The organism is Streptomyces brasiliensis, from assembly GCF_014647875.1.
Classification (GTDB): domain Bacteria; phylum Actinomycetota; class Actinomycetes; order Streptomycetales; family Streptomycetaceae; genus Streptomyces; species Streptomyces brasiliensis.
The window spans coordinates 67,778-91,523 of sequence record NZ_BMQA01000020.1; the positions used below are offsets into that span (position 1 = coordinate 67,778).

21 protein-coding genes are annotated in these 23,746 nt (G+C 69.3%); all 21 read right to left on the reverse strand.

Annotated elements, in window-relative coordinates:
* Positions 1 to 22: 22 nt before the first annotated feature.
* Positions 23 to 1,459 carry a F0F1 ATP synthase subunit beta gene (gene atpD, locus IEZ19_RS26915; RefSeq protein WP_189313886.1) on the reverse strand — a complete coding sequence of 479 codons (1,437 nt, stop codon included), beginning with the start codon at positions 1,457 to 1,459 and terminating at the stop codon, positions 23 to 25.
* On the reverse strand, positions 1,460 to 2,374 hold the full coding sequence (locus tag IEZ19_RS26920; RefSeq protein ID WP_189313887.1) for a F0F1 ATP synthase subunit gamma: 915 nt from the start codon (positions 2,372 to 2,374) through the stop codon (positions 1,460 to 1,462). It lies immediately after the preceding gene.
* A 21-nt stretch (positions 2,375 to 2,395) separates the two neighbouring features.
* Positions 2,396 to 3,988, reverse strand: a complete 1,593-nt coding sequence (gene atpA / locus IEZ19_RS26925; RefSeq protein WP_189313888.1) for a F0F1 ATP synthase subunit alpha — start codon at positions 3,986 to 3,988, stop codon at positions 2,396 to 2,398.
* Positions 3,989 to 4,131: 143 nt separating this feature from the next.
* Positions 4,132 to 4,947, reverse strand: coding sequence for a F0F1 ATP synthase subunit delta (locus IEZ19_RS26930; protein ID WP_189313889.1), 816 nt, complete (start codon positions 4,945 to 4,947; stop codon positions 4,132 to 4,134).
* Complete coding sequence (locus IEZ19_RS26935; protein WP_189313890.1) at positions 4,944 to 5,489, reverse strand: F0F1 ATP synthase subunit B; 546 nt, start codon at positions 5,487 to 5,489, stop codon at positions 4,944 to 4,946. Before IEZ19_RS26935 ends, IEZ19_RS26930 begins: the two co-directional genes overlap by 4 nt.
* Positions 5,490 to 5,530: 41 nt before the next feature.
* Positions 5,531 to 5,761: an ATP synthase F0 subunit C gene (gene atpE / locus IEZ19_RS26940; protein WP_028804225.1), complete on the reverse strand. Its 231-nt coding sequence runs from the start codon at positions 5,759 to 5,761 to the stop codon at positions 5,531 to 5,533.
* A 71-nt stretch (positions 5,762 to 5,832) separates the two neighbouring features.
* A complete protein-coding gene (atpB, locus tag IEZ19_RS26945) occupies positions 5,833 to 6,654 on the reverse strand; it encodes a F0F1 ATP synthase subunit A (protein ID WP_189313891.1) in 822 nt (273 codons plus the stop codon).
* A 225-nt stretch (positions 6,655 to 6,879) separates the two neighbouring features.
* Complete coding sequence (locus IEZ19_RS26950) at positions 6,880 to 7,326, reverse strand: Cg1360 family ATP-synthase-associated protein (protein WP_189313892.1); 447 nt, start codon at positions 7,324 to 7,326, stop codon at positions 6,880 to 6,882.
* Positions 7,327 to 7,613: 287 nt separating this feature from the next.
* Positions 7,614 to 8,960 carry an MraY family glycosyltransferase gene (locus IEZ19_RS26955; RefSeq protein ID WP_189313893.1) on the reverse strand — a complete coding sequence of 449 codons (1,347 nt, stop codon included), beginning with the start codon at positions 8,958 to 8,960 and terminating at the stop codon, positions 7,614 to 7,616.
* A gap of 138 nt (positions 8,961 to 9,098) precedes the next feature.
* A complete protein-coding gene (gene glyA / locus IEZ19_RS26960) occupies positions 9,099 to 10,337 on the reverse strand; it encodes a serine hydroxymethyltransferase (RefSeq protein WP_189313894.1) in 1,239 nt (412 codons plus the stop codon).
* 142 nt (positions 10,338 to 10,479) lie between these two features.
* Positions 10,480 to 11,160, reverse strand: a complete 681-nt coding sequence (locus tag IEZ19_RS26965; protein ID WP_189313895.1) for an arsenate reductase/protein-tyrosine-phosphatase family protein — start codon at positions 11,158 to 11,160, stop codon at positions 10,480 to 10,482.
* Positions 11,157 to 11,804, reverse strand: a complete 648-nt coding sequence (locus IEZ19_RS26970) for an L-threonylcarbamoyladenylate synthase (protein WP_189313896.1) — start codon at positions 11,802 to 11,804, stop codon at positions 11,157 to 11,159. Before IEZ19_RS26970 ends, IEZ19_RS26965 begins: the two co-directional genes overlap by 4 nt.
* A 52-nt stretch (positions 11,805 to 11,856) precedes the next feature.
* Positions 11,857 to 12,702, reverse strand: a complete 846-nt coding sequence (gene prmC, locus IEZ19_RS26975) for a peptide chain release factor N(5)-glutamine methyltransferase (RefSeq protein WP_189313897.1) — start codon at positions 12,700 to 12,702, stop codon at positions 11,857 to 11,859.
* Positions 12,703 to 12,738: 36 nt separating this feature from the next.
* Positions 12,739 to 13,812 carry a peptide chain release factor 1 gene (gene prfA / locus IEZ19_RS26980; protein ID WP_189313898.1) on the reverse strand — a complete coding sequence of 358 codons (1,074 nt, stop codon included), beginning with the start codon at positions 13,810 to 13,812 and terminating at the stop codon, positions 12,739 to 12,741.
* Between the two features lie 105 nt (positions 13,813 to 13,917).
* Positions 13,918 to 14,142 carry a 50S ribosomal protein L31 gene (gene rpmE / locus IEZ19_RS26985; RefSeq protein ID WP_014675000.1) on the reverse strand — a complete coding sequence of 75 codons (225 nt, stop codon included), beginning with the start codon at positions 14,140 to 14,142 and terminating at the stop codon, positions 13,918 to 13,920.
* Between the two features lie 250 nt (positions 14,143 to 14,392).
* On the reverse strand, positions 14,393 to 15,511 hold the full coding sequence (locus IEZ19_RS26990; protein WP_189313899.1) for an LCP family protein: 1,119 nt from the start codon (positions 15,509 to 15,511) through the stop codon (positions 14,393 to 14,395).
* Between the two features lie 196 nt (positions 15,512 to 15,707).
* The gene (locus tag IEZ19_RS26995; RefSeq protein ID WP_189313945.1) at positions 15,708 to 17,438 is read right to left on the reverse strand and encodes a trypsin-like serine protease; all 1,731 of its coding nucleotides are present in this window, start codon (positions 17,436 to 17,438) and stop codon (positions 15,708 to 15,710) included.
* Between the two features lie 316 nt (positions 17,439 to 17,754).
* Positions 17,755 to 19,755 (reverse strand): transcription termination factor Rho, encoded by a 2,001-nt coding sequence (gene rho, locus IEZ19_RS27000; protein ID WP_189313900.1) that lies wholly within the window; start codon positions 19,753 to 19,755, stop codon positions 17,755 to 17,757.
* Positions 19,756 to 20,158: 403 nt separating this feature from the next.
* Entirely contained in the window at positions 20,159 to 21,076 is a 918-nt protein-coding gene (gene thrB, locus IEZ19_RS27005; RefSeq protein WP_189313901.1) for a homoserine kinase, read from the reverse strand.
* 298 nt (positions 21,077 to 21,374) lie between these two features.
* The gene (gene thrC, locus IEZ19_RS27010) at positions 21,375 to 22,433 is read right to left on the reverse strand and encodes a threonine synthase (RefSeq protein ID WP_189313902.1); all 1,059 of its coding nucleotides are present in this window, start codon (positions 22,431 to 22,433) and stop codon (positions 21,375 to 21,377) included.
* Positions 22,434 to 22,439: 6 nt separating this feature from the next.
* The gene (locus IEZ19_RS27015) at positions 22,440 to 23,738 is read right to left on the reverse strand and encodes a homoserine dehydrogenase (protein WP_189313946.1); all 1,299 of its coding nucleotides are present in this window, start codon (positions 23,736 to 23,738) and stop codon (positions 22,440 to 22,442) included.
* Positions 23,739 to 23,746: the final 8 nt, after the last annotated feature.

Here is a 23,746-nt window from a genome sequence, read left to right on the forward strand (position 1 = left end):
CCCCTCATGCAGAGCGCGTGGCTCAGGAGACGCCCAGCTCCTTGGCGTTGGCCTTGAGGTCCTCGAGGCCACCGCACATGAAGAACGCCTGCTCCGGGAAGTGGTCGTACTCACCGTCGATGATCGCGTTGAAGGCCGCGATCGACTCGTCCAGCGGGACGTCCGACCCGTCGACGCCGGTGAACTGCTTGGCGACGTGGGTGTTCTGGGACAGGAAGCGCTCCACGCGACGGGCACGGTGGACGACGAGCTTGTCCTCCTCGCCCAGCTCGTCGATACCGAGGATCGCGATGATGTCCTGGAGGTCCTTGTACTTCTGGAGGACCGTCTTCACGCGCATGGCCGCGTTGTAGTGGTCCGCCGAGATGTAGCGCGGGTCCAGGATCCGGGACGTGGAGTCCAGCGGGTCCACGGCCGGGTAGATGCCCTTCTCGGAGATCGGACGGGACAGAACCGTCGTCGCGTCGAGGTGGGCGAACGTGGTGGCCGGGGCCGGGTCGGTCAGGTCGTCCGCGGGGACGTAGATCGCCTGCATCGAGGTGATCGAGTGACCGCGGGTCGAGGTGATGCGCTCCTGGAGGAGACCCATCTCGTCGGCCAGGTTCGGCTGGTAACCCACCGCGGACGGCATACGGCCGAGCAGCGTGGAGACCTCGGAACCGGCCTGCGTGAAGCGGAAGATGTTGTCGATGAAGAACAGCACGTCCTGCTTCTGGACGTCACGGAAGTACTCGGCCATGGTGAGGCCGGCCAGCGCGACGCGCAGACGGGTGCCCGGGGGCTCGTCCATCTGACCGAAGACCAGAGCGGTCTTGTCGATGACGCCCGAGTCGGACATCTCCTCGATGAGGTCGTTGCCCTCACGGGTGCGCTCACCGACACCGGCGAACACGGAGACACCGTCGTGGTTGTTGGCGACTCGGTAGATCATCTCCTGGATGAGCACCGTCTTGCCGACGCCGGCACCGCCGAACAGGCCGATCTTTCCGCCCTTGACGTACGGGGTGAGCAGGTCGATGACCTTGACGCCCGTCTCGAACATCTCGGTCTTCGACTCGAGCTCGTCGAAGTTCGGGGCCTTGCGGTGGATCGGCCAGCGCTCACCGTCGTAGGTCTCGTCGACGTTCAGCACCTCGCCGAGGGTGTTGAACACCTTGCCCTTGGTGAAGTCGCCGACCGGCACCGAGATCGCGGCGCCCGTGTCGGTCACCGGGGCCTGGCGGACCAGACCGTCGGTGGGCTGCATGGAGATGGTGCGGACCAGGCCGTCACCCAGGTGCTGGGCGACCTCCAGGGTCAGCGTCTTCTTCTCGCCCTGGTTCGCCGGGTCGGAGACCTCGACATGCAGAGCGTTGTAGATGTCCGGCATCGCGTCGACGGGGAACTCCACGTCGACGACCGGGCCGATGACCCGGGCGACGCGGCCCGTAGCCGTCGCGGTCTCAACAGTGGTGGTCATTTATCGGTCACTCCCCGCGGTCGCGTCGGCCAGGGCGCTCGCGCCACCGACGATCTCGCTGATTTCCTGGGTGATTTCGGCCTGGCGGGCCGCGTTGGCAAGCCGGGAGAGGCTCTCGATGAGCTCACCCGCGTTGTCGGTGGCCGACTTCATCGCGCGCCGCGTGGCGGCGTGCTTGGAAGCGGCCGACTGGAGCAGCGCGTTGTAGACACGGCTCTCCACATAGCGCGGCAGCAGGGCGTCGAGGACGTCCTCCGCCGACGGCTCGAAGTCGTACAGCGGGAGGATCTCGCCCGCGGGCTTCTCCTCCGCCACTTCCTCGAGGCGCAGCGGCAGCAGCCGGGCGTCGAGCGCCGTCTGCGTCATCATCGACACGAACTCGGTGTAGACGATGTGGAGTTCGTCCACGCCGCCGTCCGCCGCGTCCTTCTCGATGGCCTCGATCAGGGGCGCGGCGACCTGCTTGGCGTCCGCGTACGTGGGCTCGTCGGTGAAGCCGGTCCACTGCTCCGCGATCTTGCGCTCACGGAAGTTGTAGTGGGCCACACCGCGGCGGCCGACGATGTACATGTCGACCTCCTTGCCCTCGCGCTCCAGGCGCTCGGTCAGCTGCTCCGCCGCCTTGATGGAGTTGGAGTTGAAGGCGCCGGCCAGACCGCGGTCGCTCGTGAGGAGCAGGACCGCGGCACGGGTCGGGTTCTCCGTCTCCGTGGTGAGCGGGTGCTTGATGTTCGAACCCGTACCGACCGCCGTGACCGCGCGGGTGAGCTCGGTCGCGTACGGCGTGGAGGCCGCCACCTTGCGCTGCGCCTTGACGACGCGCGAGGCGGCGATCATCTCCATCGCCTTGGTGATCTTCTTGGTCGCGCTGACGGATCGGATGCGACGCTTGTAGACCCGGAGCTGGGCTCCCATGAGTCAGGTCCCTTCCTTACGTCACTTGGCGGCAGCGGCAGGAGTGTCCTCGCCGAGCAGCTTGCCGTCCGAGGTCTCGAACTGCTTCTTGAAGTCCGCGATGGCGTCGGCGGCGGCCGTGAGCGTGTCGTCCGACATCTTGCCACCCTCCTTGATGGAGGTCATGAGGCCCTGCTCCTTGCGGTGCAGGTACTCCAGCAGCTCCTTCTCGAAGCGGCGGATGTCGGCGACCGGGACGTCGTCCATGCGGCCGGTGGTGCCGGCCCACACGGAGACGACCTGGTCCTCGGTGGCCATCGGCTGGTACTGGTCCTGCTTCAGCAGCTCGACCATGCGCTGACCGCGCTCCAGCTGGGACTTGGAGGCGGAGTCCAGGTCGGAACCGAAGGCGGCGAACGCCTCCAGCTCACGGAACTGGGCCAGGTCGACGCGGAGACGGCCGGAGACCTGCTTCATCGCCTTGTGCTGCGCGGAACCACCGACTCGGGAGACGGAGATACCGACGTTCAGCGCGGGGCGCTGACCGGCGTTGAACAGGTCCGACTCCAGGAAGCACTGGCCGTCGGTGATCGAGATGACGTTGGTCGGGATGAACGCCGAGACGTCGTTGGCCTTGGTCTCGACGATCGGCAGACCGGTCATCGAGCCCTTGCCCATGTCGTCGGAGAGCTTCGCGCAACGCTCCAGCAGACGGGAGTGCAGGTAGAAGACGTCACCGGGGTAGGCCTCGCGGCCCGGCGGGCGGCGCAGCAGCAGGGACACGGCGCGGTAGGCGTCGGCCTGCTTCGAGAGGTCGTCGAAGATGATGAGGACGTGCTTGCCCTCGTACATCCAGTGCTGGCCGATGGCCGAACCGGTGTAGGGCGCCAGGTACTTGAAGCCGGCCGGGTCGGACGCCGGGGCGGCGACGATGGTCGTGTACTCCAGCGCGCCGGCCTCTTCCAGGGCACCGCGCACGGACGCGATGGTGGAGCCCTTCTGGCCGATGGCGACGTAGATGCAGCGGACCTGCTTGTTCACGTCGCCCGAGCGCCAGTTGTCGCGCTGGTTGATGATCGTGTCGACGGCCAGGGCGGTCTTGCCGGTCTGGCGGTCGCCGATGATCAGCTGACGCTGGCCGCGGCCGACCGGGGTCATGGCGTCGACGGCCTTGTAGCCGGTCTCCATCGGCTCGTGCACCGACTTGCGCTGCATGACCGTGGGGGCCTGCAGCTCGAGGGCGCGGCGGCCGGTGGTCTCGATCTCGCCGAGACCGTCGATCGGGTTACCGAGCGGGTCGACGACGCGGCCGAGGTAGCCCTCGCCGACCGCGACGGAGAGGACCTCGCCGGTACGCGTGACCGGCTGGCCCTCCTCGATGCCGCTGAACTCGCCGAGGACGATGGCGCCGATCTCGCGCTCTTCCAGGTTGAGCGCGAGGCCGAGGGTGCCGTCCTCGAACTTCAGCAGTTCGTTGGCCATGGCCGAGGGCAGACCCTCGACCTTCGCGATGCCGTCGCCGGCAAGGGTGACCGTACCGACCTCCTCGCGCGAGGCCGCGTCCGGCTTGTACGACTGGACGAAGTTCTCCAGCGCGTCCCGGATCTCCTCCGGCCGGATCGTGAGCTCCGCCATCTGGGTTCCCTGCTCTCCTTGTTGGGCCCGAAGTTTCACTTGGGGGGTATTCCACGAGTCGGGGACTCCCCCCAATAAGAGGTGAATCCTCTGCACGGCCCAACCAGGGCCGTAATCAGTTCGTACTGCTTGTTGAGTTGCTGCTAGCTCGCCATGCGGCGGGCGGCGTCCTCGAGCCGGTCCGCGAGGGAGCCGTTGATGACCTCGTCACCGACCTGCACCCGGATCCCGCCGACGACATCGGGGTCGACGTCGAGGTTGAGGTGCATCGTGCGGCCGTAGAGCTTCGCCAGGGCGGCGCCCAGGCGTCGCTTCTGCGTGTCGCTCAGCGGCACCGCCGAGGTGACGACGGCGACCACCCGGTTCTGCCGGTCCGCAGCAAGCTTGGACAGGGACTCGAGTCCAGCTTCCAGGCTACGTCCCCGCGGCGCGGTCACAAGGCGCGTCACCAGACGCTCGGTGGTCACGTCGGCCCGGCCGCCGAGCAGCCGGTGCAGCAGCTCGACCTTGGCCGACGGGGTGGCCCCCCGGTCGGTCAGCGCGGCGCGCAGCTCGGTGTTCGAGGAGATGATCCGGCCGAACCGGAACAGCTCGTCCTCGACGCTGTCGAGCCGGTCCGCCCGCTGAGCGGCCGTGAGGTCGGCGACGTTCGCGAGCTCCTCCAGCGAGTCCACCAGGTCGCGGGGCTGCGACCAGCGGGAGCGGACCAGGCCCGACACCAGGTCGACGGTGTTGCCGCCGACCTGTCCGCCGAGCAGGCGTCCGACGAGCTCGGCCTTGGCCTCACCGGGCTGCGCCGGGTCGGTGAGGACCCGACGCAGCGACACCTCGCGGTCGAGCAGCGCGGTGACGGCCGCCAGCTCGTCGGCGAGCTGCGCCGCGTCCACGGACGTGTTGTCCGTCAGCGCGTCGAGCCGCTCACGTGCGGCTGCCAGTGCCTCGCGGCTCGCTCCGTTCATCGCGTGGCCTCGGCCTTCTCCTCGAGCTCGTCGAGGAAGCGGTCGATCACACGGCTCTGGCGGGCGTGGTCCTCAAGGGACTCACCGACGAGCTTGCCGGCCAGTTCGGTGGCGAGCTTGCCGACGTCCTGGCGCAGCGCGGACGCGGCGGCCTTGCGGTCGGCCTCGATCTGCGCGTGACCTGCGGTGACGATCTCCTCACGCTGCCGCTGGCCTTCCGCGCGCATCTCGGCGATGAGCGTGGCGCCCTGCTCCTGCGCCTCCTGGCGCAGGCGTGCGGCCTCGTGCCGGGCCTCGGCGAGCTGAGCCTTGTACTGCTCGAGCACGCTCTGGGCCTCGGTCTGCGCGGCCTCGGCCTTCTCGATACCGCCCTCGATGGCCTCGCGCCGCTGCTCCAGAACCTTGTTGATGTTCGGGAGGAGCTTCCAGGCGAGGAAGCCGAAGACGATGACGAAGGCGAGCAGGCCGATGACGAGCTCGGGGATCGGCGGGACGAGAGGGTTCTCCTTCCCCTCGGCCGCCAGAATGAGCAGCTGGCTCATGTCAGTGCCTTTCGTCTAGGGGGCTGTCGCTGATCGGTCGATCAGGTGCCGTAGACGAACGGCATGACCAGGCCGATGAGGGCGAGCGCCTCACAGAAGGCGAAGCCGAGGATCTGGTTGGCGCGGATCAGGCCGGCCGCCTCGGGCTGGCGGGCCAGGGCCTGGGTGCCGTTGCCGAAGATGATGCCGACGCCGACGCCGGGGCCGATGGCGGCAAGGCCGTAACCGATGGAACCGAGCGAGCCGGAGACGGCGGCAAGGGTCTGGGACATGCCAGTTCTTCCTTCTTCTTTACGGACCGGTGGGGGTTGGCCACCGGACGATCAGGGGGTGTGCGGGGCGCTCAGTGGTGCTCGGCGAGCGCGCCCTGGATGTAGGTGCACGTCAGCAGGACGAAGACGTACGCCTGCAGTGCCTGGATGAAGAGCTCGAAGGCCGTCATCACGATCGTCATGAGGAAGCTGACGCCGGCGTAGGCGATACCCACGCCATTCAGCAGGTACCAGCTGGCGATCGTGAAGAGCAGCAGCAGGGTGTGACCGGCGAACATGTTCGCGAAGAGTCGCACCGCGTGCGTGAACGGCCGCACCAGCAGGTTCGAGAAGAACTCGATGAGCATCGCGAGCGGCAGCACCGCACCGAGCGACTTGTCGTAGCCGGTGACGTTCTTGAAGAACCCGACGAACCCGTGCCGCTTGAAGGTCAGGGAGACCCACAGGACGTAGACGATCAGGGCCAGGACGAGCGGGTAGGCGATGATCGACGTCACCGGGAACTGGGCGACCGGGACGATCGACCAGAGGTTCATCATCCAGATGAAGAAGAACAGCGAGACGACCAGCGGGACGTACTTCTCGCCCTCCTTCTTGCCGATGGTCTCGTACACGACTCCGCGCCGGATGAAGTCGTAACCCGACTCCGCGACCATCTGCAGCTTGCCGGGGACGACCTTCGGCTTGCGGAAGGCGGCCCAGAAGAAGCCGATGACGATGATCGATCCGAGCAGAGCCAGCAGCATCGGCTTGTTGAAGTACACGTTGCTGTCCGCGTCGCCCCAGAGGGGCTTGAACAGGAACGAGTGCAGGCCGGGAGCGGGGAAGCCACAGCCGTCGAAGATGTGGCAGTCGGTCTCGAAGGCGAGCACCTGCGTCGGGTCAGCACTCACCGCGGGCTCCTTCAGCGTGGCGCATGGGTACGGCAACCTCGTTGTGTCGGCGCGGCGCGTGGCCGCGGGTCGGCACCGGACTGGTGTTACGGATGTGGGGGCGGCTGTGGGGCATCTCGCCTCGCGATTGAGCAGGCGTCAGCTCGGATGCCCGCGCCCGCGATGCCGCAGTTGGCACCGGACGATAGCAGGATCTCTCAGCCGTCCTTATCCCGGGCCTACCTCTCACGACGAGTGCCCCGACTTTTCGGGCTTGTCGCCCGTCGAGGAGGAGGTCGGTTCGGGCTCGACGTAGAGGATCTTGGACTTCATGTGCGCACGCGTCTGCGCCGCGATCCACGTGAGGGTGGCGGCGACGAGCGTGAGCGCGAAGGCCTTGGGGTTGAACAGCGTGGTGTTCTTGAACGCCGCGACGAAAACGAACAGCAGCAGGATCTGAGCCGCGTAGAGCATCAGACCCATGGCCTGGAACAGATGCGGAAGCGATTTAGCAGTGCGCTGCAGGGCGTAGAGACCGAGCCCCATGAAGAGGAGCACGACCAACGTCGCGACGACAGCCCCGATCGCCCCCTTGCCGCCCGCGACCACGGCGCTGACGACGGCGGCGAGCGCGCCGACGGCAGCCGTGGGCACGGCGGCCTGGGCCAGGATCCGGGCGTCATTGGACGGCATGGCGGCAACTCCGCTTTCACAGGGGGCAGGTGTCGTCATGGACGAGCGTAGTCCCAGGTCGAGTGGTGGAGACCTCTGGCCAAGGAACCTGTGCGTCACGGTCCTTCGGCCCTGCCCGGGGTTCTCGTGAACCGTATCACAAACTATTTGATGAGGTCTTTACCCGATGAGTGTGCTCGCTGTCACACATGAGACTGGGAGTGCGCGTCTGTGCAAAAATACGGCCAAGATGTCTGGTATTGGGGAGCTTTATTCCCCCACGACTTGGCAATGCTCTAGTCAGATTCTTACCTTGCGGCGTCGGCGCGATGTTCCGGCTTTCCGCCCGCCAGGAAGCGCGAACGGGGGCCGATCGCGGTCGCGCCGTTGACCCCGGTCACACCGGCGGCGACCGGAGTGCGCGGTTCGTCCTCGGCCGGCGTCGAGGCGTCACAGGCCGCTTCCGCGGCCGCGAGCGCGGCCGCCCTGCGGCGCCGGTAGCGGGGCGGCAGGAAGCCCTCCGCCCAGCGCGGGGCGCGCGGCGTGAACCGCGGCAGCAGGAGCAGCGCCAGGCCGATCGCGCTCAGGAAGACCACGCCGAGCACGATCCACATGGACGCCGAGTTCACCGAGTAGGCGAGCGCGCCGAAGGCGATCAGCGCCGACCAGAAGTACATGATCAGCACCGCCCTGCTGTGCGAGTGGCCGATCTCCAGGAGCCGGTGGTGCAGGTGCCCGCGGTCGGCGGCGAACGGCGACTGGCCGCGCCAGGTGCGGCGCACGATGGCCAGCACCAGGTCGGCGGCCGGCACCGCGATGATCGTCAGCGGCAGCAGCAGCGGGATGTAGACCGGCACCGTCTGGTGCACGGCCGCCTTCTCGGAACCGGTGAACAGCGCGAGCGCGTCCGGGTCGACCTGCCCTGTGATGGAGATCGCACCCGCCGCCAGCACGAGCCCGATCAGCATCGAGCCGGAGTCGCCCATGAAGATCCGCGCCGGGTGCATGTTGTGCGGCAGGAAGCCCAGGCACATGCCCATCAGGATCGCCGCGAACAGGGTGGCCGGAGCGGCGGCCTCGATGCCGTACGAGTACCAGATGCGGTAGGCGTACAGGAAGAACGCGCAGGCCGCGATGCACACCATGCCGGAGGCGAGACCGTCGAGGCCGTCCACGAAGTTCACGGCGTTGATGGTGATGACGACGAGCGCGACCGTCAGCAGGGTGCCCTGCCACTGGGTCAGCGCCACGTTGCCGACACCCGGGACGGGCAGCCACAGGATCGTCAGACCCTGCATGACCATGACGCCCGCGGCGATCATCTGGCCGCCCAGCTTGATCAGGGCGTCGATCTCGAACTTGTCGTCCAGGACGCCGATCAGCCAGATCAGGGCAGCGCCGGAGAGCAGCGCCCGCGGCTCGTTCGACTTGGCGAAGACCTCGTTCAGATTGGTCAGATGGTCCGCTACCAGCAGGCCGGCGCACAGGCCGAAGAACATGGCGATACCGCCGAGGCGCGGAGTCGGCTCCCGGTGCACGTCACGTGCCCGGATCTCCGGCATGGCTCCCGCCACGATCGCGAACTTCCGTACCGGCCCTGTCAGCAGGTACGTCACCGCGGCCGTGACACAGAGCGTCAGCAGGTATTCACGCACGGGCTTCCCCACAGGTCTCGCTGGCCATCACAGCCCCACACCCTAGCGATGCACGCATATCCATGGGGACTGCCGGGTAGCGACGATGGTTGCACCCAAGGCTGTGAAGGCGGCGTATGGAGGTGCGTCTACCCCCGCTCAGCGGGGGTACGGCGGAAATCTACCGGCCAGCTCGCGCACCTCGTCACGGGCCCCCGCGGTGTCGATGTCCCCGCGCAGCACGCCCGCCATGAGCACGCCGATCCGGGCCAGCTCCGGCTCCCCCATGCCCTGGGTGGTCAGCGCGGCCGTGCCCAGGCGCAGGCCGCGGGCGTCGCCGTACGGCAGGGCGCAGCAGTCGAGGACCATCCCGGCGGCGGCGAGCCGGCCGCGGGCGGCACGGCCCTCGACGCCCAGGGGCGCCGGGTCGACGGTGATGAGGTGGGTGTCCGTACCGCCGGTGGTGACGGCCAGCCCCTCGGCGGCCAGTTCGGACGCCAGGACCCGGGCGTTGGCGACCACCTGATGGGCGTACGCGGTGAACGCCGGTGTCGCCGCCTCGCCGAACGCGACCGCCTTCGCGGCGATGGCGTTCATCTGGGCGCCGCCCTGGGTGAAGGGGAACACCGCACGGTCGACGCGCTCGGCCAGCTCGGCGCCGCACAGCAGCATCCCGCCGCGCGGCCCCCGCAGCACCTTGTGCGTGGTCGCGCACACGATGTCGGCGTACGGCACCGGGTTGGGCGCCGCTCCTCCCGCCACCAGGCCGATCGGGTGGGCGGCGTCCGCGATGAGGTAGGCGCCCACCTCGTCGGCGACCTCGCGGAAGAACGCGTAGTCGATGTGCCGGGGATAGGCGATCGAGCCGCACACGATCGCCTTCGGCCGGTGCGTGTGGGCCAGCGTCCGCACCTGGTCGTGGTCGATGAGCCCGGTCTCCGCGTCCACCCCGTACCCGACGAAGTCGAACCAGCGGCCGGAGAAGTTCGCGGGCGAGCCGTGGGTGAGGTGTCCGCCGTAGGGCAGCCCGAGGGCCAGGACTGTGTCTCCGGGGCGCAGAAGGGCTGCGTAGGCGGCCAGGACGGCGGAGGACCCGGAGTGCGACTGCACGTTGGCGTGGGCGGCGCCGAACAGCGCTCTGGCGCGCTCCACGGCGACCTGCTCGGCGACGTCGACGATCTCGCAGCCGCCGTGGTAGCGGGCGCCGGAATAGCCCTCGGCGTACTTGTTGGCCAGGGGTGAGCCGAGCGCGGCCAGGACGGCCGGTGACGTGAAGTTCTCGGCGGCGATCAGCTGCAAGGTGGTCGACTGCCGGTCCAGCTCGGCAAGGAGGATCTCGGCCAGCTCGGGATCCTGGCGCCGCAGGACATCGGTCTCGAGGGTAGGGGTGACCGACATGGCGGGCTCCCGGGGCGGTCGACGGTGACGTACGTCCAATGTAGGCCCGGGACCAGTGGGGTGCGCGGTCGTTGGTCCGTCCGATGACACCCGTGGGCACCGCGGTATCGGCCGCTCGGCCCAAGGCGGCCGCCGGCCGGCGTCACATGCGCGCGGGAACCCCGGTGAGCGCTGTGACCACGGGATCCAGCGCGTCGTGTATCTCGTCCCCGATCGACCGGAAGAACGTCAGGGGCGCCCCGTACGGGTCGTAGACCTCGTCGGCCTCCGCCGTCGGGGCCAGGAGCCACCCGCGTAGAGCGGCGGCCGCACGGACCAGGGCACGGGCGCGCTTGACCACGCCGTCCTCCAGGGGCGGCAGGGTCGCCGGGTCGATCGCCCGCACCAGGCGGGTGAACTCCTTCAGTGTGAAGGTGCGCAGGCCCGCCGAGTGGCCCATGGAGATCACCTGGGCGCGGTGGTCGCGGGTCGCCGTCAGCACCAGATCGGCCATGATCACGTGCTCGTCGAGCAGTTCCCGCCCGGTGAAGCCGGAGGCGTCCGCGCCGAACTCGCCCAGCACGGTGGCCGCGTTGGCCTCCATCGGCGCGCCCTCGTGGCCCCAGGTGCCCGCGCTCTCCACGATCAGCCCGCCGCCCAGCACGCCGAGCCGCTCCGTCACGAAATGGCGGGTCAGCCGCTCGGTGATGGGCGAGCGGCACACATTGCCGGTGCTGACGTGGAGGATGCGGAAACAGTCGCGCGGAAGCCCGACGAACGTCGTCGTGATCTCCGCGGCACTCTCCCCGTTGCCTATGCCACGCCCCGCGTCAGGGGCCGTCAATTCGCCACCTCGAGGTCGGGTACGACCTTCCGCAGCTCGTCCGGCGAGATCGCGCCCTCGCGCAGCAGCACCGGCACCTCGCGGGTGACGTCGACGATGGACGACGGCACGTTGCCCGAGGTCGGGCCGCCGTCGAGGTAGACGGAGACGGAGTCGCCGAGCATCTGCTGGGCGGCGTCGCAGTCCTCCGGCGCCGGGTGGCCGGTGAGGTTGGCGGAGGAGACGGCCATCGGGCCGACCTCGGTGAGCAGCTCGATGGCGACGGGGTGCAGCGGCATGCGCACGGCGACGGTGCCACGGGTGTCCCCCAGGTCCCACTGGAGGGACGGCTGGTGCCGGGCGACGAGCGTGAGGGCGCCCGGCCAGAACGCGTCGACCAGTTCCCAGGCCATCTCGGAGAAGTCCGTGACGAGGCCGTGCAGCGTGTTCGGGGAGCCGATGAGCACGGGGGTGGGCATGTTGCGGCCCCGGCCCTTGGCGTCCAGCAGGTCCGCCACGGCCTCCGAGGAGAACGCGTCGGCGCCGATGCCGTACACCGTGTCGGTCGGCAGGACCACGAGTTCGCCCCGGCGGACGGCCGACGCGGCTTCACGCAGACCCGTCGCGCGGTCGGTCGCGTCGTTGGTGTCGTATCGCCGTGCCATGTCTAGCTGGCCTCCTCGTACAGGTACTGCTGGGCTGAAGTCTGCGGGGTGCTCACGGCAGCGCCTTGCGGGCGGTCGCGAACCGGGGGCGGTTGTTGAGGTCGGGATGGTCGGCCGCGTCGGCCCAGCCCCGCTCCTCGGTGAAGATCCACGGCACCTGGCCGCCCTGGGTGTCGGCGTGCTCGATCACGACGACGCCGCCGGGGCGCAGCAGGCGGTGCGCGGTGCGTTCCAGGCCCCGGATGAAGTCGAGGCCGTCCTCGCCCGAGAACAGGGCGAGTTCGGGGTCGTAGTCCCGGGCCTCCGGGGCGACGTACTCCCACTCGGTGAGCGGGATGTACGGCGGGTTGCAGATGACGAGGTCGACCTGGCCGTCGAGGTCCGGGAAGGCGTCCAGGGCGTTGCCCTGGCGCAGGTCGACCCTGGAGCCCTCCATGTTCTTACGGGTCCACTGGAGGGCTTCCTCGGACAGCTCCACGGCGTGCACGCGCGAGCGCGGGACCTCCTGGGCGAGGGCGAGCGCGATGGCGCCGGAGCCGGTGCACAGGTCGACGATGAGCGGCTCGACCACGTCCATGGCGCGTACGGCGTCTATGGCCCAGCCGACCACCGACTCGGTCTCCGGGCGCGGCACGAACACGCCCGGGCCGACCTGGAGTTCCAGGTACCGGAAGTAGGCCCGCCCGGTGATGTGCTGCAGCGGCTCGCGCTGCTCGCGCCGGGCGATGACCTCCCAGTAGCGGGCGTCGAAGTCCGCGTCCTTCACGGAGTGCAGCGCGCCCCGCTTCACGCCGTGCACGAACGCGGCGAGCTCCTCCGCGTCGTTGCGCGGCGAGGGCACGCCGGCGTCGGCCAGCCGCTGGGTGGCTTGGGCCACCTCCGCGAGCAGCAGGTTCACGCTGGTCCTCCGTGTGTCAGTACGTCGTCACGCGCCTTACGCGGCTGCGAGCTTGGCGGCCGAGTCCGCGTCGACACAGGCCTGGATCACCGCGTCGAGATCGCCGTCCAGTACCTGGTCGAGGTTGTACGCCTTGAATCCGACGCGGTGGTCCGAGATGCGGTTCTCCGGGAAGTTGTACGTACGGATCTTCTCGGAGCGGTCGACCGTGCGGACCTGGCTGCGGCGGGCGTCGGCGGCCTCCCTCTCCGCCTCCTCCTGCGCCATGGCGAGCAGCCTGGAGCGCAGGATACGCAGTGCCTGCTCCTTGTTCTGCAGCTGGCTCTTCTCGTTCTGGCAGGAGGCGACGACTCCGGTCGGAATGTGCGTGATGCGCACCGCGGAGTCGGTCGTGTTGACGGACTGGCCGCCGGGACCGGAGGACCGGTAGACGTCGATGCGGAGGTCATTGGGGTTGATCTCCACGTCCACCTCCTCCGCCTCGGGGGTCACCAGAACACCGGCCGCCGAGGTGTGGATACGGCCCTGCGACTCGGTCGCCGGCACGCGCTGCACGCGGTGCACGCCGCCCTCGTACTTCAGGCGGGCCCACACGCCCTGGCCGGGCTCGGGGGTCTGGTTGCCCTTGGTCTTCACCGCGACCTGGACGTCCTTGTAGCCGCCCAGCTCGGACTCGGTGGCGTCGATGATCTCGGTCTTCCAGCCGACGCGCTCCGCGTAGCGCAGGTACATGCGCAGCAGGTCGCCGGCGAACAGCGCCGACTCGTCGCCGCCCGCGCCCGCCTTGATCTCCAGGATGACGTCCTTGTCGTCGCTGGGGTCGCGCGGGACGAGCAGCAGGCGCAGCTTCTCGGTCAGCTCCTCGCGCTGCTTCTCCAGCTCCTTGACCTCGGCGGCGAACTCCGGGTCGTCGGCGGCGAGTTCGCGCGCGGTCTCGATGTCGTCGCCGGTCTGCTTCCAGGAGCGGTACGTGGCGACGATCGGGGTGAGCTCGGCGTAGCGCTTGTTCAGCCTGCGCGCGTTGGCCTGGTCGGCGTGGACCGACGGGTCGGCGAGCTTCTTCTCCAGGTCGGCGTGCTCACCGACGAGTTCCTCGACGGCCTCGAACATGTTCGGCTCCTGTACTGCTGTGGAAAGGGAAGACGGGCGACCAAAAACGCCGGTCCCGGCACGCCCGTGACGGGACGCGGCCGTGGACCGGCGAAAAGGGGCTCGCTACTTCTTGGAGCCGGCAGCAGCCTTGCCGAAGCGGGCCTCGAAGCGGGCCACACGGCCACCGGTGTCGAGGATCTTCTGCTTGCCCGTGTAGAACGGGTGGCACTCGGAGCAGACCTCGGCCCGGATGGTGCCGGACTCGATGGTGCTACGGGTGGTGAACGACGCGCCGCAGGTGCAGCTGACCTGCGTCTCGACGTACGCGGGGTGGATGTCGCGCTTCAAGGTGTCTCCTAGGTTTCGGGAGGGCGCCGGGTCGCCGCCGCGGGGTGCGGATGCGTGAACCGGAGCCGACGTACCAGTCTGCCAGGACTGGCGCCATCCCCCAAAACCGGGGGTTGCCGTGATCTATTCCCCTGGGCCGGGGACGGGTCCGCCCATGGAGGTGCCTGGTCTTCGCCGTGGGCGGGTGCGGGCCTCCTGCGGCTTGTCGCGCCCACGCGGCGGAGCCGCGGATCGATCCAGCCGCGTGCCCCTAAGAGGCGCTCACCACGCCCTTGGCTTCACCGGTGGCCGTTCCCTTGGTGGCCGCCGCCGGTATCGGCCGGTCGTTCTTCAGGGCCTTCCAGATCAGGTCGGCCTTGGACTCGGACAGCAGGACGCGGTTGGGGTTCGCGGGGTCGTAGCGGACCGGCATCGTGACCATCTTCATGTGGGACGAGCTGACGCCCTTGAGGCCGTTCGCGAAGTCCGCCAGGGCGTTGACCGAGCCGAGGTCCGAGTCGGTGGTGACCGCCTTGGTGGCGGCGTCGGCGAGGTCGTACAGCTTCTTGGGGTTGCTGAGCACGCCGACGTGCTTGACCTGGTCGAGCAGCGCCTTGACGAACGCCTGCTGGAGCTGGATACGGCCCAGGTCGGAGCCGTCGCCGACGCCGTGCCGGGTACGGACCAGGCCGAGGGCCTGCCGGCCGTTCAGGGTGTGGGTGCCCGCCTCGAGGCTGAGGTGGCTCTGCGGGTCGTCGATGTTCTTGGTCGTGGTGACCGGGACGCCGCCGAGGTCGTCGATCAGCTTCTGGAAGCCGGTGAAGTCGACCTCGAGATAGTGGTCCATGCGCATGCCGGTGATGGACTCGACGGTCTTCACCGCGCAGGCCGCACCGCCCGTGGAGTAGGCGGAGTTGAACATCACGCCGGTCGCGGCCGGGTACGTGGTGCCCTTGGCGTCGGTGCACGAGGGGCGGTCGATCAGGGTGTCGCGCGGGACGGAGACCACACTGGCCCGCTCGTGACCCTTGTAGACGTGGACGATCATCGCCGTGTCGGAGCGGGCGCTGCCGTCGTCGGCGCCGCCGCCGAGCGACTTGTTGGCACCGGCGCGGGTGTCCGAACCGAGGACCAGGATGTTCTCGGAGCCGTTGTCGGCCTTCGTCGGCCGGTCGGCGCCGAGGGCCTGGTTGATGTCGATGCTCTTGATGTTGCCGTTGAGCTTGAAGTACACGTACCCCACGCCCGTCCCTCCCAGGACGACGATGCCGGCGGCCGTCCAGGCCGCGATCACCAGACCCTTGCGGCGCTTGCCGCCGGACCTGCGGTGACGCTGGCCGTCCGTGCCGGGCTCGGGTATGCCGGACTCCGGCGTGCTCTGGGCAGACATGGGCTCCTCGGTTCTGTTCCGGTCGGTTACCCCCTGCTGTCAGGGTCAGGCACGGTCGTCACCGCACCATCGTCACTCCGCCTGGTCAGACGGCGAAACTCGGGAAAGGGTTGCACAACGCACTGTGCCCGCCCGGTGAACGGGCGGGCACAGAATGTCAGGATCGGTTCCGGATGATCCGGGCTCACCTGGGATTTCAGCCCCAGATGTCGTACGCCTGGTAGCCGGTGCCGAGATTGACCCTTGTGCTGAAGATCTCACTGGTGGCCTTGCCGCTGCCCTTGTAGAGGTACAGCGTGCCGCTCTTCGTGCGGGCGAAGTAGTCGGCCTTGCCGTCACCGTTGAAGTCACCGACAGCGGCGAAGGCGTCGAAGCCGGTCCAGCCGGTGCGGACCTTCACCCGGGCCGAGAACGCGCCGGTGCCCGACTTGCCGGTGCCCTTGTAGAGGTACAGCGTGCCGCTCTTCGTGCGGGCGAGCATGTCGGCCTTGCCGTCACCGTTGAAGTCGCCGTGACCGCGCAGGGAGTTGTACTGGTTCCAGCCGGTGCCGACCTTCACACGGGCGGCGAAGGTGCCGTTGCCCTTGCCCGGGTAGATCCACAGCGTGCCGCCGGAGTCGACGGACAGGAGATCGGGCAGGTAGTCGCCGGTGACGTCACCGGGGACGACGATGCGGGTACGGGTCTTCCAGTCGCTGAAGACCTTGGTCTGGGACCAGGAGCCGCTGGAGATCACGTAGTGCATCCAGTAGACGTTGCCGGTGCTGCTGTCACGGACGACGAGGTCCTGGATGCCGTCCCGGTTGAGGTCGGTCTGCAGGACGAGGTTGACGCCGTTCCAGTTGCCCCAGGAGATGCGGGCGGCGAACGAGGTCGCCTTGGAGTCCTTCTCCCAGCCGGTCTTCGTCTTGGCGTCGCGCACCCACAGGTCCGCCTTGCCGTCGGTGTAGCTCAGGTTCGCGTCGTCGATCTGTGCGTAGGCGGCGCCGACGTACGTGGTGACCTTCGTGAAGACGCTGTACGCGCCCTTGGCGACGCAGTCCTCGACGCCCCAGGACACGACACCCACGATCCGGCCGCCGACCACGAGCGGGCCACCGGAGTCGCCGTTGCAGGCGGAGGTGGTGCCGGTGTCGGAGCCGGTGGCGGGCTTGCCAGCGCAGACCATGTGGCCCTTGACGAAGTCGGCACCGTAGGCGTTGGTGCAGGCGGTGTCCGAGTTGATCGGCAGCGTGGCCGTCTTCAGCGTCTCGGAGATGTCCTGGCTGGTGGAGCTGGTACGGCCCCAGCCGTACACCTTGGCGCTGGTGCCGGCGGCGTACGAGGCGGTGTTGCCGGACGTCGTCATCCGGATCGGCGTGGCCCTGACCGGGGCGCCCAGGGTCAGGACGGCGATGTCGTTGTTGATCGCCGTCGGGCTGTACGACGGGTGGTTCCACTGCCGCAGGACACCGGTGACGGTGCCGCCGTGCAGGTCCGTGTTGCCGGCGCTGTCGCTGGTCGGCAGCTGCGCGGTGCCGGTGACGATCGCGCCGTTGGCCTTCCAGTTGTAGGCCTTGTTGTGCTCGTCCCGGACGCAGTGCGCGGCGGTGAGGATCTTCGTCGGCGTGACGACCGAACCCCCGCAGAAGAAGCCGATGTCGTCGCTCTCGTCGGCGGTGCCCCTGTCGTCGTAGTACCAGAGCTGGGCCATCCACGGCGCCGACGTGATGGTGGTCTCACTGCCACCGATGATCTTCGGGTCGACGGTGGTGGCGGTGTTGGTGCTCGCGCTCAGCGACGTCTTCCGGGTCGTCCGCCCCGCGGTGTCGTCACCGGCGAGGGCCCCCGCGACCCGCTTCTCCAGCGTGGCGAGAGAGGGCTGCGCGACGACGGGCTTGACCGCCGGCGTCGGCAGCGCGGTCGCGGCGCCCGCGGAGGTGGTCATCAGCGCGGCGGTGACGGCCGCGGCCACGGAGGCAGCGGCGAGCGGCAGAACAAAACGTATCCGGCGTCTGTGACGACCGCTGCCGGACGGAGGCGTGGTCAACGAAGTCCCCCCATAGAGACAGGTATTGGACGGGGCGCACACTGCACCCGTACCTATCTGCGCCAAAGGGTCGGCCCCCGTCACACTTCTGACGAGGGCCGACCCTGACGCGCCCCGAGGGGGCGCGGGGGTATTCGATTTTCGACTCCGCCGCGCGGGCGCGATCAGTCACGAATCACCCGCAGCCGACGAACAAGACCAAGCTCAACGGCGATCAGTCACCGTTGCCCGGCGTCGGGGTGGTCTTCTGGATCTGCATCAGGAACTCGATGTTCGACTTGGTCTGCTTCATCTTGTCCAGCAGCAGCTCGATGGCCTGCTGCTGGTCGAGCGCGTGCAGCACCCGCCGCAGCTTCCAGACGATCGCGAGTTCCTCGTTGCCGAGGAGGATCTCTTCCTTACGCGTACCGGACGCGTCCACGTCGACCGCGGGGAAGATGCGCTTGTCCGCGAGCTTCCGGTCGAGCTTGAGCTCCATGTTGCCGGTGCCCTTGAACTCCTCGAAGATCACCTCGTCCATGCGGGACCCGGTGTCCACCAGGGCGGTGGCGAGGATGGTCAGCGAACCGCCGTCCTCGATGTTCCGCGCCGCGCCGAAGAACCGCTTCGGCGGGTACAGCGCGGTCGAGTCGACACCACCGGACAGGATGCGGCCTGAGGCCGGCGCCGCCAGGTTGTACGCACGGCCCAGACGCGTGATCGAGTCGAGCAGTACGACGACGTCGTGGCCCAGCTCCACCAGGCGCTTGGCGCGCTCGATGGCGAGCTCGGCGACCGTGGTGTGGTCCTCGGCCGGGCGGTCGAAGGTCGAGGAGATGACCTCGCCCTTGACCGACCGCTGCATGTCGGTGACCTCTTCCGGACGCTCGTCGACGAGGACGACCATCAGGTGGCACTCGGGGTTGTTGTGCGTGATCGCGTTGGCGACCGCCTGCATGATCATGGTCTTGCCGGTCTTCGGCGGGGCCACGATCAGACCGCGCTGGCCCTTACCGATCGGCGACACGAGGTCGATGATGCGGGTGGTCAGCACGCCCGGGTCGGTCTCCAGACGGAGCCGGTCCTGCGGGTACAGCGGCGTCAGCTTGTTGAACTCCGGGCGGCCGCGGCCGTGTTCGGGCGCCATGCCGTTGACGGAGTCGAGACGGACCAGCGCGTTGAACTTCTCACGCCGCTCGCCTTCCTTGGGCTGACGGACCGCGCCGGTGACGTGGTCACCCTTGCGCAGGCCGTTCTTGCGGACCTGGGCGAGGGAGACGTACACGTCGTTCGGACCCGGCAGGTAGCCGGAGGTCCGGATGAAGGCGTAGTTGTCCAGGATGTCCAGGATGCCCGCGACGGGGATCAGGACATCGTCCTCGGCCAGCTGCGGCTCGGCGATCTCGTCGCGGCCACGACGGCCCCGGCGGTCCCGGTAACGGCCCCGACGGCCGCGACGGCCGCCATCGAAGTCGTCCCCGTCCTCGTCGGCCCGCTGGGCGCGATCCTGGCGGCCGCCACTCTGCTGGCTCTGCTGCTGGCGCTGACCGCCCTGGCCCTGCTGCTGGTCGTCGCCCTTGCCGCGGCGGTCCCGGTCACGGTCCCGCCCGCGCTCACGGCGGTCGCGGCGGCCGCGGCCCTCGCCGTCACCGGCGTCGGCCTTGGCCTCGCCCTGCTGCTGCGCGGGCGCCTGGGCGCCGGCCTCGCTCTTCGCATCGGCGGTGACCGTCTCGGGGCTGCCCGCCTCGGCGGTGGCGCGGCGACGGCGGCGCTCGCCCTGGGCTTCCTCGCCGGTGCCCTGCTGCTCGGCCGGAGCCGCGAGCTTGGGGGACGGCTGGCCCGGGATCTCGATCTGCTGCTGGGCCACGGCCTGCTCGGCGGCGGCCTCGCTCTTCGCCTCGGCCTTCTTCTCCGCCTCGTCACCGGTGCGCGACCGGGAGGTGGCCCGGCGCTTCGGCTTGGTCTCGGCGGCGGTCTCGGCCTTGGCCGGGGCGGCGCCCCCTCCGGCCTGCGCCTCCTTGATGACCTCGATCAGCTGGCTCTTGCGCATCCGCGCGGTGCCCCTGATGCCGAGGCTGGATGCGACCTGCTGCAGCTCGGCCAGCACCATGCCCTCGAGGCCGGTACCGCGGCGCCGCCGGGAGCCGGCACCGGTGGCAGGCGCGGAGGCGTCCGTGGCGGGCGCGGCAGCGGTCTCCTCGACACGTGCGCCCATCAGATCGGTGGTGTCGCTCACGAAGGGTCCTTCCCTGGAGCGGACGTCGGCCTGTCTGGCTCGGCGACCGGTTGTGCTGTCCGGCTTCGGTCCCATCCTTGTGGACCGTGCCGGGGCGGTGGTCCGCCAAAGCGGCGGAAGAAATATCTGGTGATGGCGCTACCAGTGAGCCGTGGCACCCGGTGTCACGTGGCGTGGTCGCACCGATTCCGGAGCGTGCCCAGCGGCCTGCTCATTGCCCGCGTACGGCGTACTGCCCAGGTACGACATACGGAACATCGAGTGGCTTGGGAGACTCCCGGAAGAATGTCTGTCCCGGACGGGGACACGAGGCACCTCGCCATGGTGGGGTCGGGTGCAGACTTGAGGTTAACACTATCGGATCCAACAAACATTCCCCCTCTCCAAATCCGGCAACCGTGTGTCAGGTCGCAAGCGGCAGCACGCTCGCTCCCTGCATGTCGAGGCTCAGCCGGTTCGCGGCCCAGTCCGCGCCGGCCAGCGCCTCGACCTTGTCCGCGGTGCCGGCGTCGGCCAGCGCCATGACGGTGGGTCCGGCGCCGGAGATGACGGCCGGGATCCCGTCCCCGCGCAGCCGCTCCACCAGCGCGGCGCTCTCCGGCATGGCGGGCGCGCGGTATTCCTGGTGGAGACGGTCCTCGGTGGCGGGCAGCAGCAGCTCGGGGCGCCGGGTGAGGGCCTCGACGAGCAGGGCGGCACGGCCCGCGTTGACGGCGGCGTCGACGTGCGGCACGGTGCGCGGGAGCAGGCCGCGCGCGGTCTCAGTGAGGACCGGCTTTCCGGGCACGAAAACCACCGGAACGATGGAATCGGCGGGCTCCATCCTGATGGCGCGGGCGGCGCCGGCCTCCGTCCAGGAGAGGGTGAAGCCGCCGAGCAGACAGGCGGCGACGTTGTCGGGGTGGCCCTCGATCTCGGTGGCCAGCTCGAGCAGGGCCGCGTCGTCGAGCCTGACCTCGCCGCCTATGGTCACCGCCCGCGCGGCGACGATGCCGGCGCAGATGGCTGCGGAGGAGGAGCCCAGGCCACGACCGTGCGGAATGCGGTTGGCGCAGACGATCTCGAGGCCGCGCGGCTGCCCGCCCAGCAGGTCGAAGGCAGTGCGCAGGGACCGTACGAGAAGGTGGTTCTCGTCACGCGGGAGCGTCTCGCTGCCCTCACCCGCGATGTCGATGTGCAGCCCGGAGTCGGCCACCCGGACGACCACGTCGTCGTAGAGCCCCAGCGCGAGGCCGAGGGCGTCGAAGCCCGGACCGAGATTGGCGCTGGTGGCGGGGACGCGCACCCGGACGGCGGCGGCGCGGAAGGCTGGACCGGCCATCGCTCGATGACTCTCCTTGAGCTGCGTGATTGTCGAATGACATTCGATGACGTACATGAGGCCCTCGGGCCGCGGAGACGACGCGGCGCCCTGCCACCTGCGAAGGCATATGCGGAGGGCGGGTTCAGTACAGCCTATCGAAGGAAGGTTCTGTGGCGACATAGGGCGCACAGGAGGCGCACGATGCGTGTCGCAAGCCCCCTGTGCACCCCTGGTAGGGAGTCCCCGTGTCAAGACGCCACGGGGAGCCCACGGGTTGCGTGCTCGAGGGGCTTGCGAACGGCGCTCGAGCGGGCGCTCAGACCAGCCCGAGGCGCTCGGCCGCCGTCGCCGCGTCCACCGGTACGGTGACCGGCTGCGGGGCGCCGGCCACGGCCCAGTCGGGGTCCTTGAGGCCGTTGCCGGTGACAGTGCACACGATGCGCTGGCCGGGGTCGACCTTGCCCTGCTCCGCCGCCTTCAGCAGACCGGCCACGGACGCGGCCGAGGCGGGCTCCACGAAGACGCCCTCCTGCGCGGCCAACAGCCGGTAGGCGCGCAGGATTTCACGGTCCGTCACCTCGTCGATGAGGCCGCCCGACTCGTCCCGAGCGGCCAGCGCGTACTGCCAGGACGCGGGGTTGCCGATACGGATGGCGGTGGCGATGGTCGACGGGTCCTTGACGACCTCGCCCCGCACGATCGGGGCACTGCCGGAGGCCTGGAAACCCCACATTCGGGGGGTCTTGGTGGACACGCCGTCGGCGGCGTACTCCCGGTACCCCCGCCAGTACGCCGTGATGTTGCCCGCGTTGCCCACCGGCAGCACATGGATGTCGGGGGCGTCACCGAGCATGTCGACGATCTCGAAGGAGGCCGTCTTCTGCCCCTCGATACGCACCGGGTTGACCGAATTGACCAGCGCCACCGGGTAGTTGTCGCTGAGGTTGCGCGCGAGGGTGAGGCAGTCGTCGAAGTTGCCGTCCACCTGGAGGATCTTCGCGCCGTGCACCAGGGCCTGGCCCATCTTGCCGAGCGCGATCTTCCCCTGCGGGACGAGGACGGCCGAGACCATGCCGGCGCGCACCGCGTAAGCGGCGGCGGAGGCCGACGTGTTGCCGGTGGACGCGCAGATGACCGCCTTCGCGCCCTCCTCCTTGGCCTTGGAGATGGCCATGGTCATACCACGGTCCTTGAAGGAGCCCGTCGGGTTCGCGCCCTCCACCTTCAGGTGGACCTCGCAGCCCGTGCGCTCGGAGAGCACCTGCGCGGGCACGAGGGGCGTGCCGCCCTCGCGGAGCGTCACGACCGGCGTGGTGTCGGATACCGGCAGCCGGTCCCGGTACTCCTCGATGATTCCGCGCCACTGGTGGGTCATTGCTGCTTACTCTCCTTCAACCCGCATGATGCTGGCGACACCCCGCACGGTGTCGAGCTTGCGCAGCGCCTCGACGGTCCCGGACAGGGACGCGTCGGACGCGCGGTGGGTGACGACGACGAGGGAGGCCTCGCCGTCCCCGTCCTGCCGTCCTTGCTGCCGCACCGTATCGATCGAGACACCGTGCTCGGCGAACACCGTCGCCACCTGGGCGAGTACGCCCGGTTTGTCGGCGACGTCGAGGCTGATGTGGTAGCGCGTGACGACGTCGCCCATGGGCGAGACGGTCAGGGCGGCATACGCCGACTCACCGGGGCCCGTGGCGCCGTTGAGCCGGTTACGGCACACGGCGACGAGGTCGCCGAGCACGGCGGAGGCGGTCGGAGCGCCGCCCGCGCCGGGGCCGTAGAACATGAGCTGCCCGGCGGCGTCCGACTCGACGAACACGGCGTTGTACGCGCCGCGCACGGAGGCGAGCGGGTGGGACAGCGGAATCATCGCGGGATGCACGCGCGCGGTGACCGACGCGCCGTCCGCGGAGCGCTCGCAGATGGCGAGCAGCTTGATGGTGCAGCCCATCTCCTTGGCGGAGGCGAAGTCGGCGGCGGTGACCTCGGTCATGCCCTCGCGGTGGACGTCGTCGAGGCGCACGCGCGTGTGGAAGGCGATACCGGCGAGGATCGCGGCCTTGGCGGCGGCGTCGAAGCCCTCGACGTCGGCGGTCGGGTCGGCCTCGGCGTACCCGAGTGCGGTGGCCTCGTCGAGGGCCTCCTGGTACCCGGCGCCCGTCGAGTCCATCTTGTCGAGGATGAAGTTGGTGGTGCCGTTGACGATGCCGAGCACCCGGTTGACCTTGTCGCCGGCGAGGGACTCGCGCAGCGGCCGGATCAGCGGGATGGCACCGGCGACGGCGGCCTCGTAGTAGAGGTCCTTGTCGTTCTCGTCGGCGGCGGCGTGCAGGGCGGCGCCGTCCTGGGCGAGGAGCGCCTTGTTGGCGGAGACGACGGAGGCGCCGTGCTCGAAGGCGGTGGTGATGAGCGTACGGGCGGGCTCGATCCCGCCGATGACCTCCACGACCACATCGATGTCGCCGCGTTTGACGAGGGCGGTGGCGTCGGTGGTGATCAGCTCGGCCGGAATGCCCTCACGGACCTTGGAGGGCCGCCGTACGGCCACGCCCGCGAGCTCGATCGGGGCGCCGATCCGGGCGGCGAGGTCGTCGGCGTGCGTCGTCATGATGCGCGCCACCTCTGAGCCGACAACCCCACAGCCCAGCAGCGCCACCTTCAGCGGACGCGTACGCATCATCCGAC

What these genes read in the sequence shown, in the direction of transcription:
- atpD (WP_189313886.1), bottom strand. Translation starts at nt 1,459, where the DNA reads ATGACCACCACTGTTGAGACCGCGACGGCTACGGGCCGCGTCGCCCGG.
- IEZ19_RS26970 (WP_189313896.1), bottom strand. Translation starts at nt 11,804, where the DNA reads ATGGCACGGCGATACGACACCAACGACGCGACCGACCGCGCGACGGGT.
- IEZ19_RS26995 (WP_189313945.1), bottom strand. Translation starts at nt 17,438, where the DNA reads ATGACCACCTCCGCGGGCGCCGCGACCGCGCTGCCGACGCCGGCGGTC.
- thrB (WP_189313901.1), bottom strand. Translation starts at nt 21,076, where the DNA reads ATGGCCGGTCCAGCCTTCCGCGCCGCCGCCGTCCGGGTGCGCGTCCCC.
- IEZ19_RS26920 (WP_189313887.1), bottom strand. Translation starts at nt 2,374, where the DNA reads ATGGGAGCCCAGCTCCGGGTCTACAAGCGTCGCATCCGATCCGTCAGC.
- prfA (WP_189313898.1), bottom strand. Translation starts at nt 13,812, where the DNA reads ATGTTCGAGGCCGTCGAGGAACTCGTCGGTGAGCACGCCGACCTGGAG.
- glyA (WP_189313894.1), bottom strand. Translation starts at nt 10,337, where the DNA reads ATGTCGGTCACCCCTACCCTCGAGACCGATGTCCTGCGGCGCCAGGAT.
- atpE (WP_028804225.1), bottom strand. Translation starts at nt 5,761, where the DNA reads ATGTCCCAGACCCTTGCCGCCGTCTCCGGCTCGCTCGGTTCCATCGGT.
- IEZ19_RS26930 (WP_189313889.1), bottom strand. Translation starts at nt 4,947, where the DNA reads ATGAACGGAGCGAGCCGCGAGGCACTGGCAGCCGCACGTGAGCGGCTC.
- IEZ19_RS26990 (WP_189313899.1), bottom strand. Translation starts at nt 15,511, where the DNA reads ATGTCTGCCCAGAGCACGCCGGAGTCCGGCATACCCGAGCCCGGCACG.
- IEZ19_RS26935 (WP_189313890.1), bottom strand. Translation starts at nt 5,489, where the DNA reads ATGAGCCAGCTGCTCATTCTGGCGGCCGAGGGGAAGGAGAACCCTCTC.
- IEZ19_RS27015 (WP_189313946.1), bottom strand. Translation starts at nt 23,738, where the DNA reads ATGCGTACGCGTCCGCTGAAGGTGGCGCTGCTGGGCTGTGGGGTTGTC.
- IEZ19_RS26950 (WP_189313892.1), bottom strand. Translation starts at nt 7,326, where the DNA reads ATGCCGTCCAATGACGCCCGGATCCTGGCCCAGGCCGCCGTGCCCACG.
- thrC (WP_189313902.1), bottom strand. Translation starts at nt 22,433, where the DNA reads ATGACCCACCAGTGGCGCGGAATCATCGAGGAGTACCGGGACCGGCTG.
- atpA (WP_189313888.1), bottom strand. Translation starts at nt 3,988, where the DNA reads ATGGCGGAGCTCACGATCCGGCCGGAGGAGATCCGGGACGCGCTGGAG.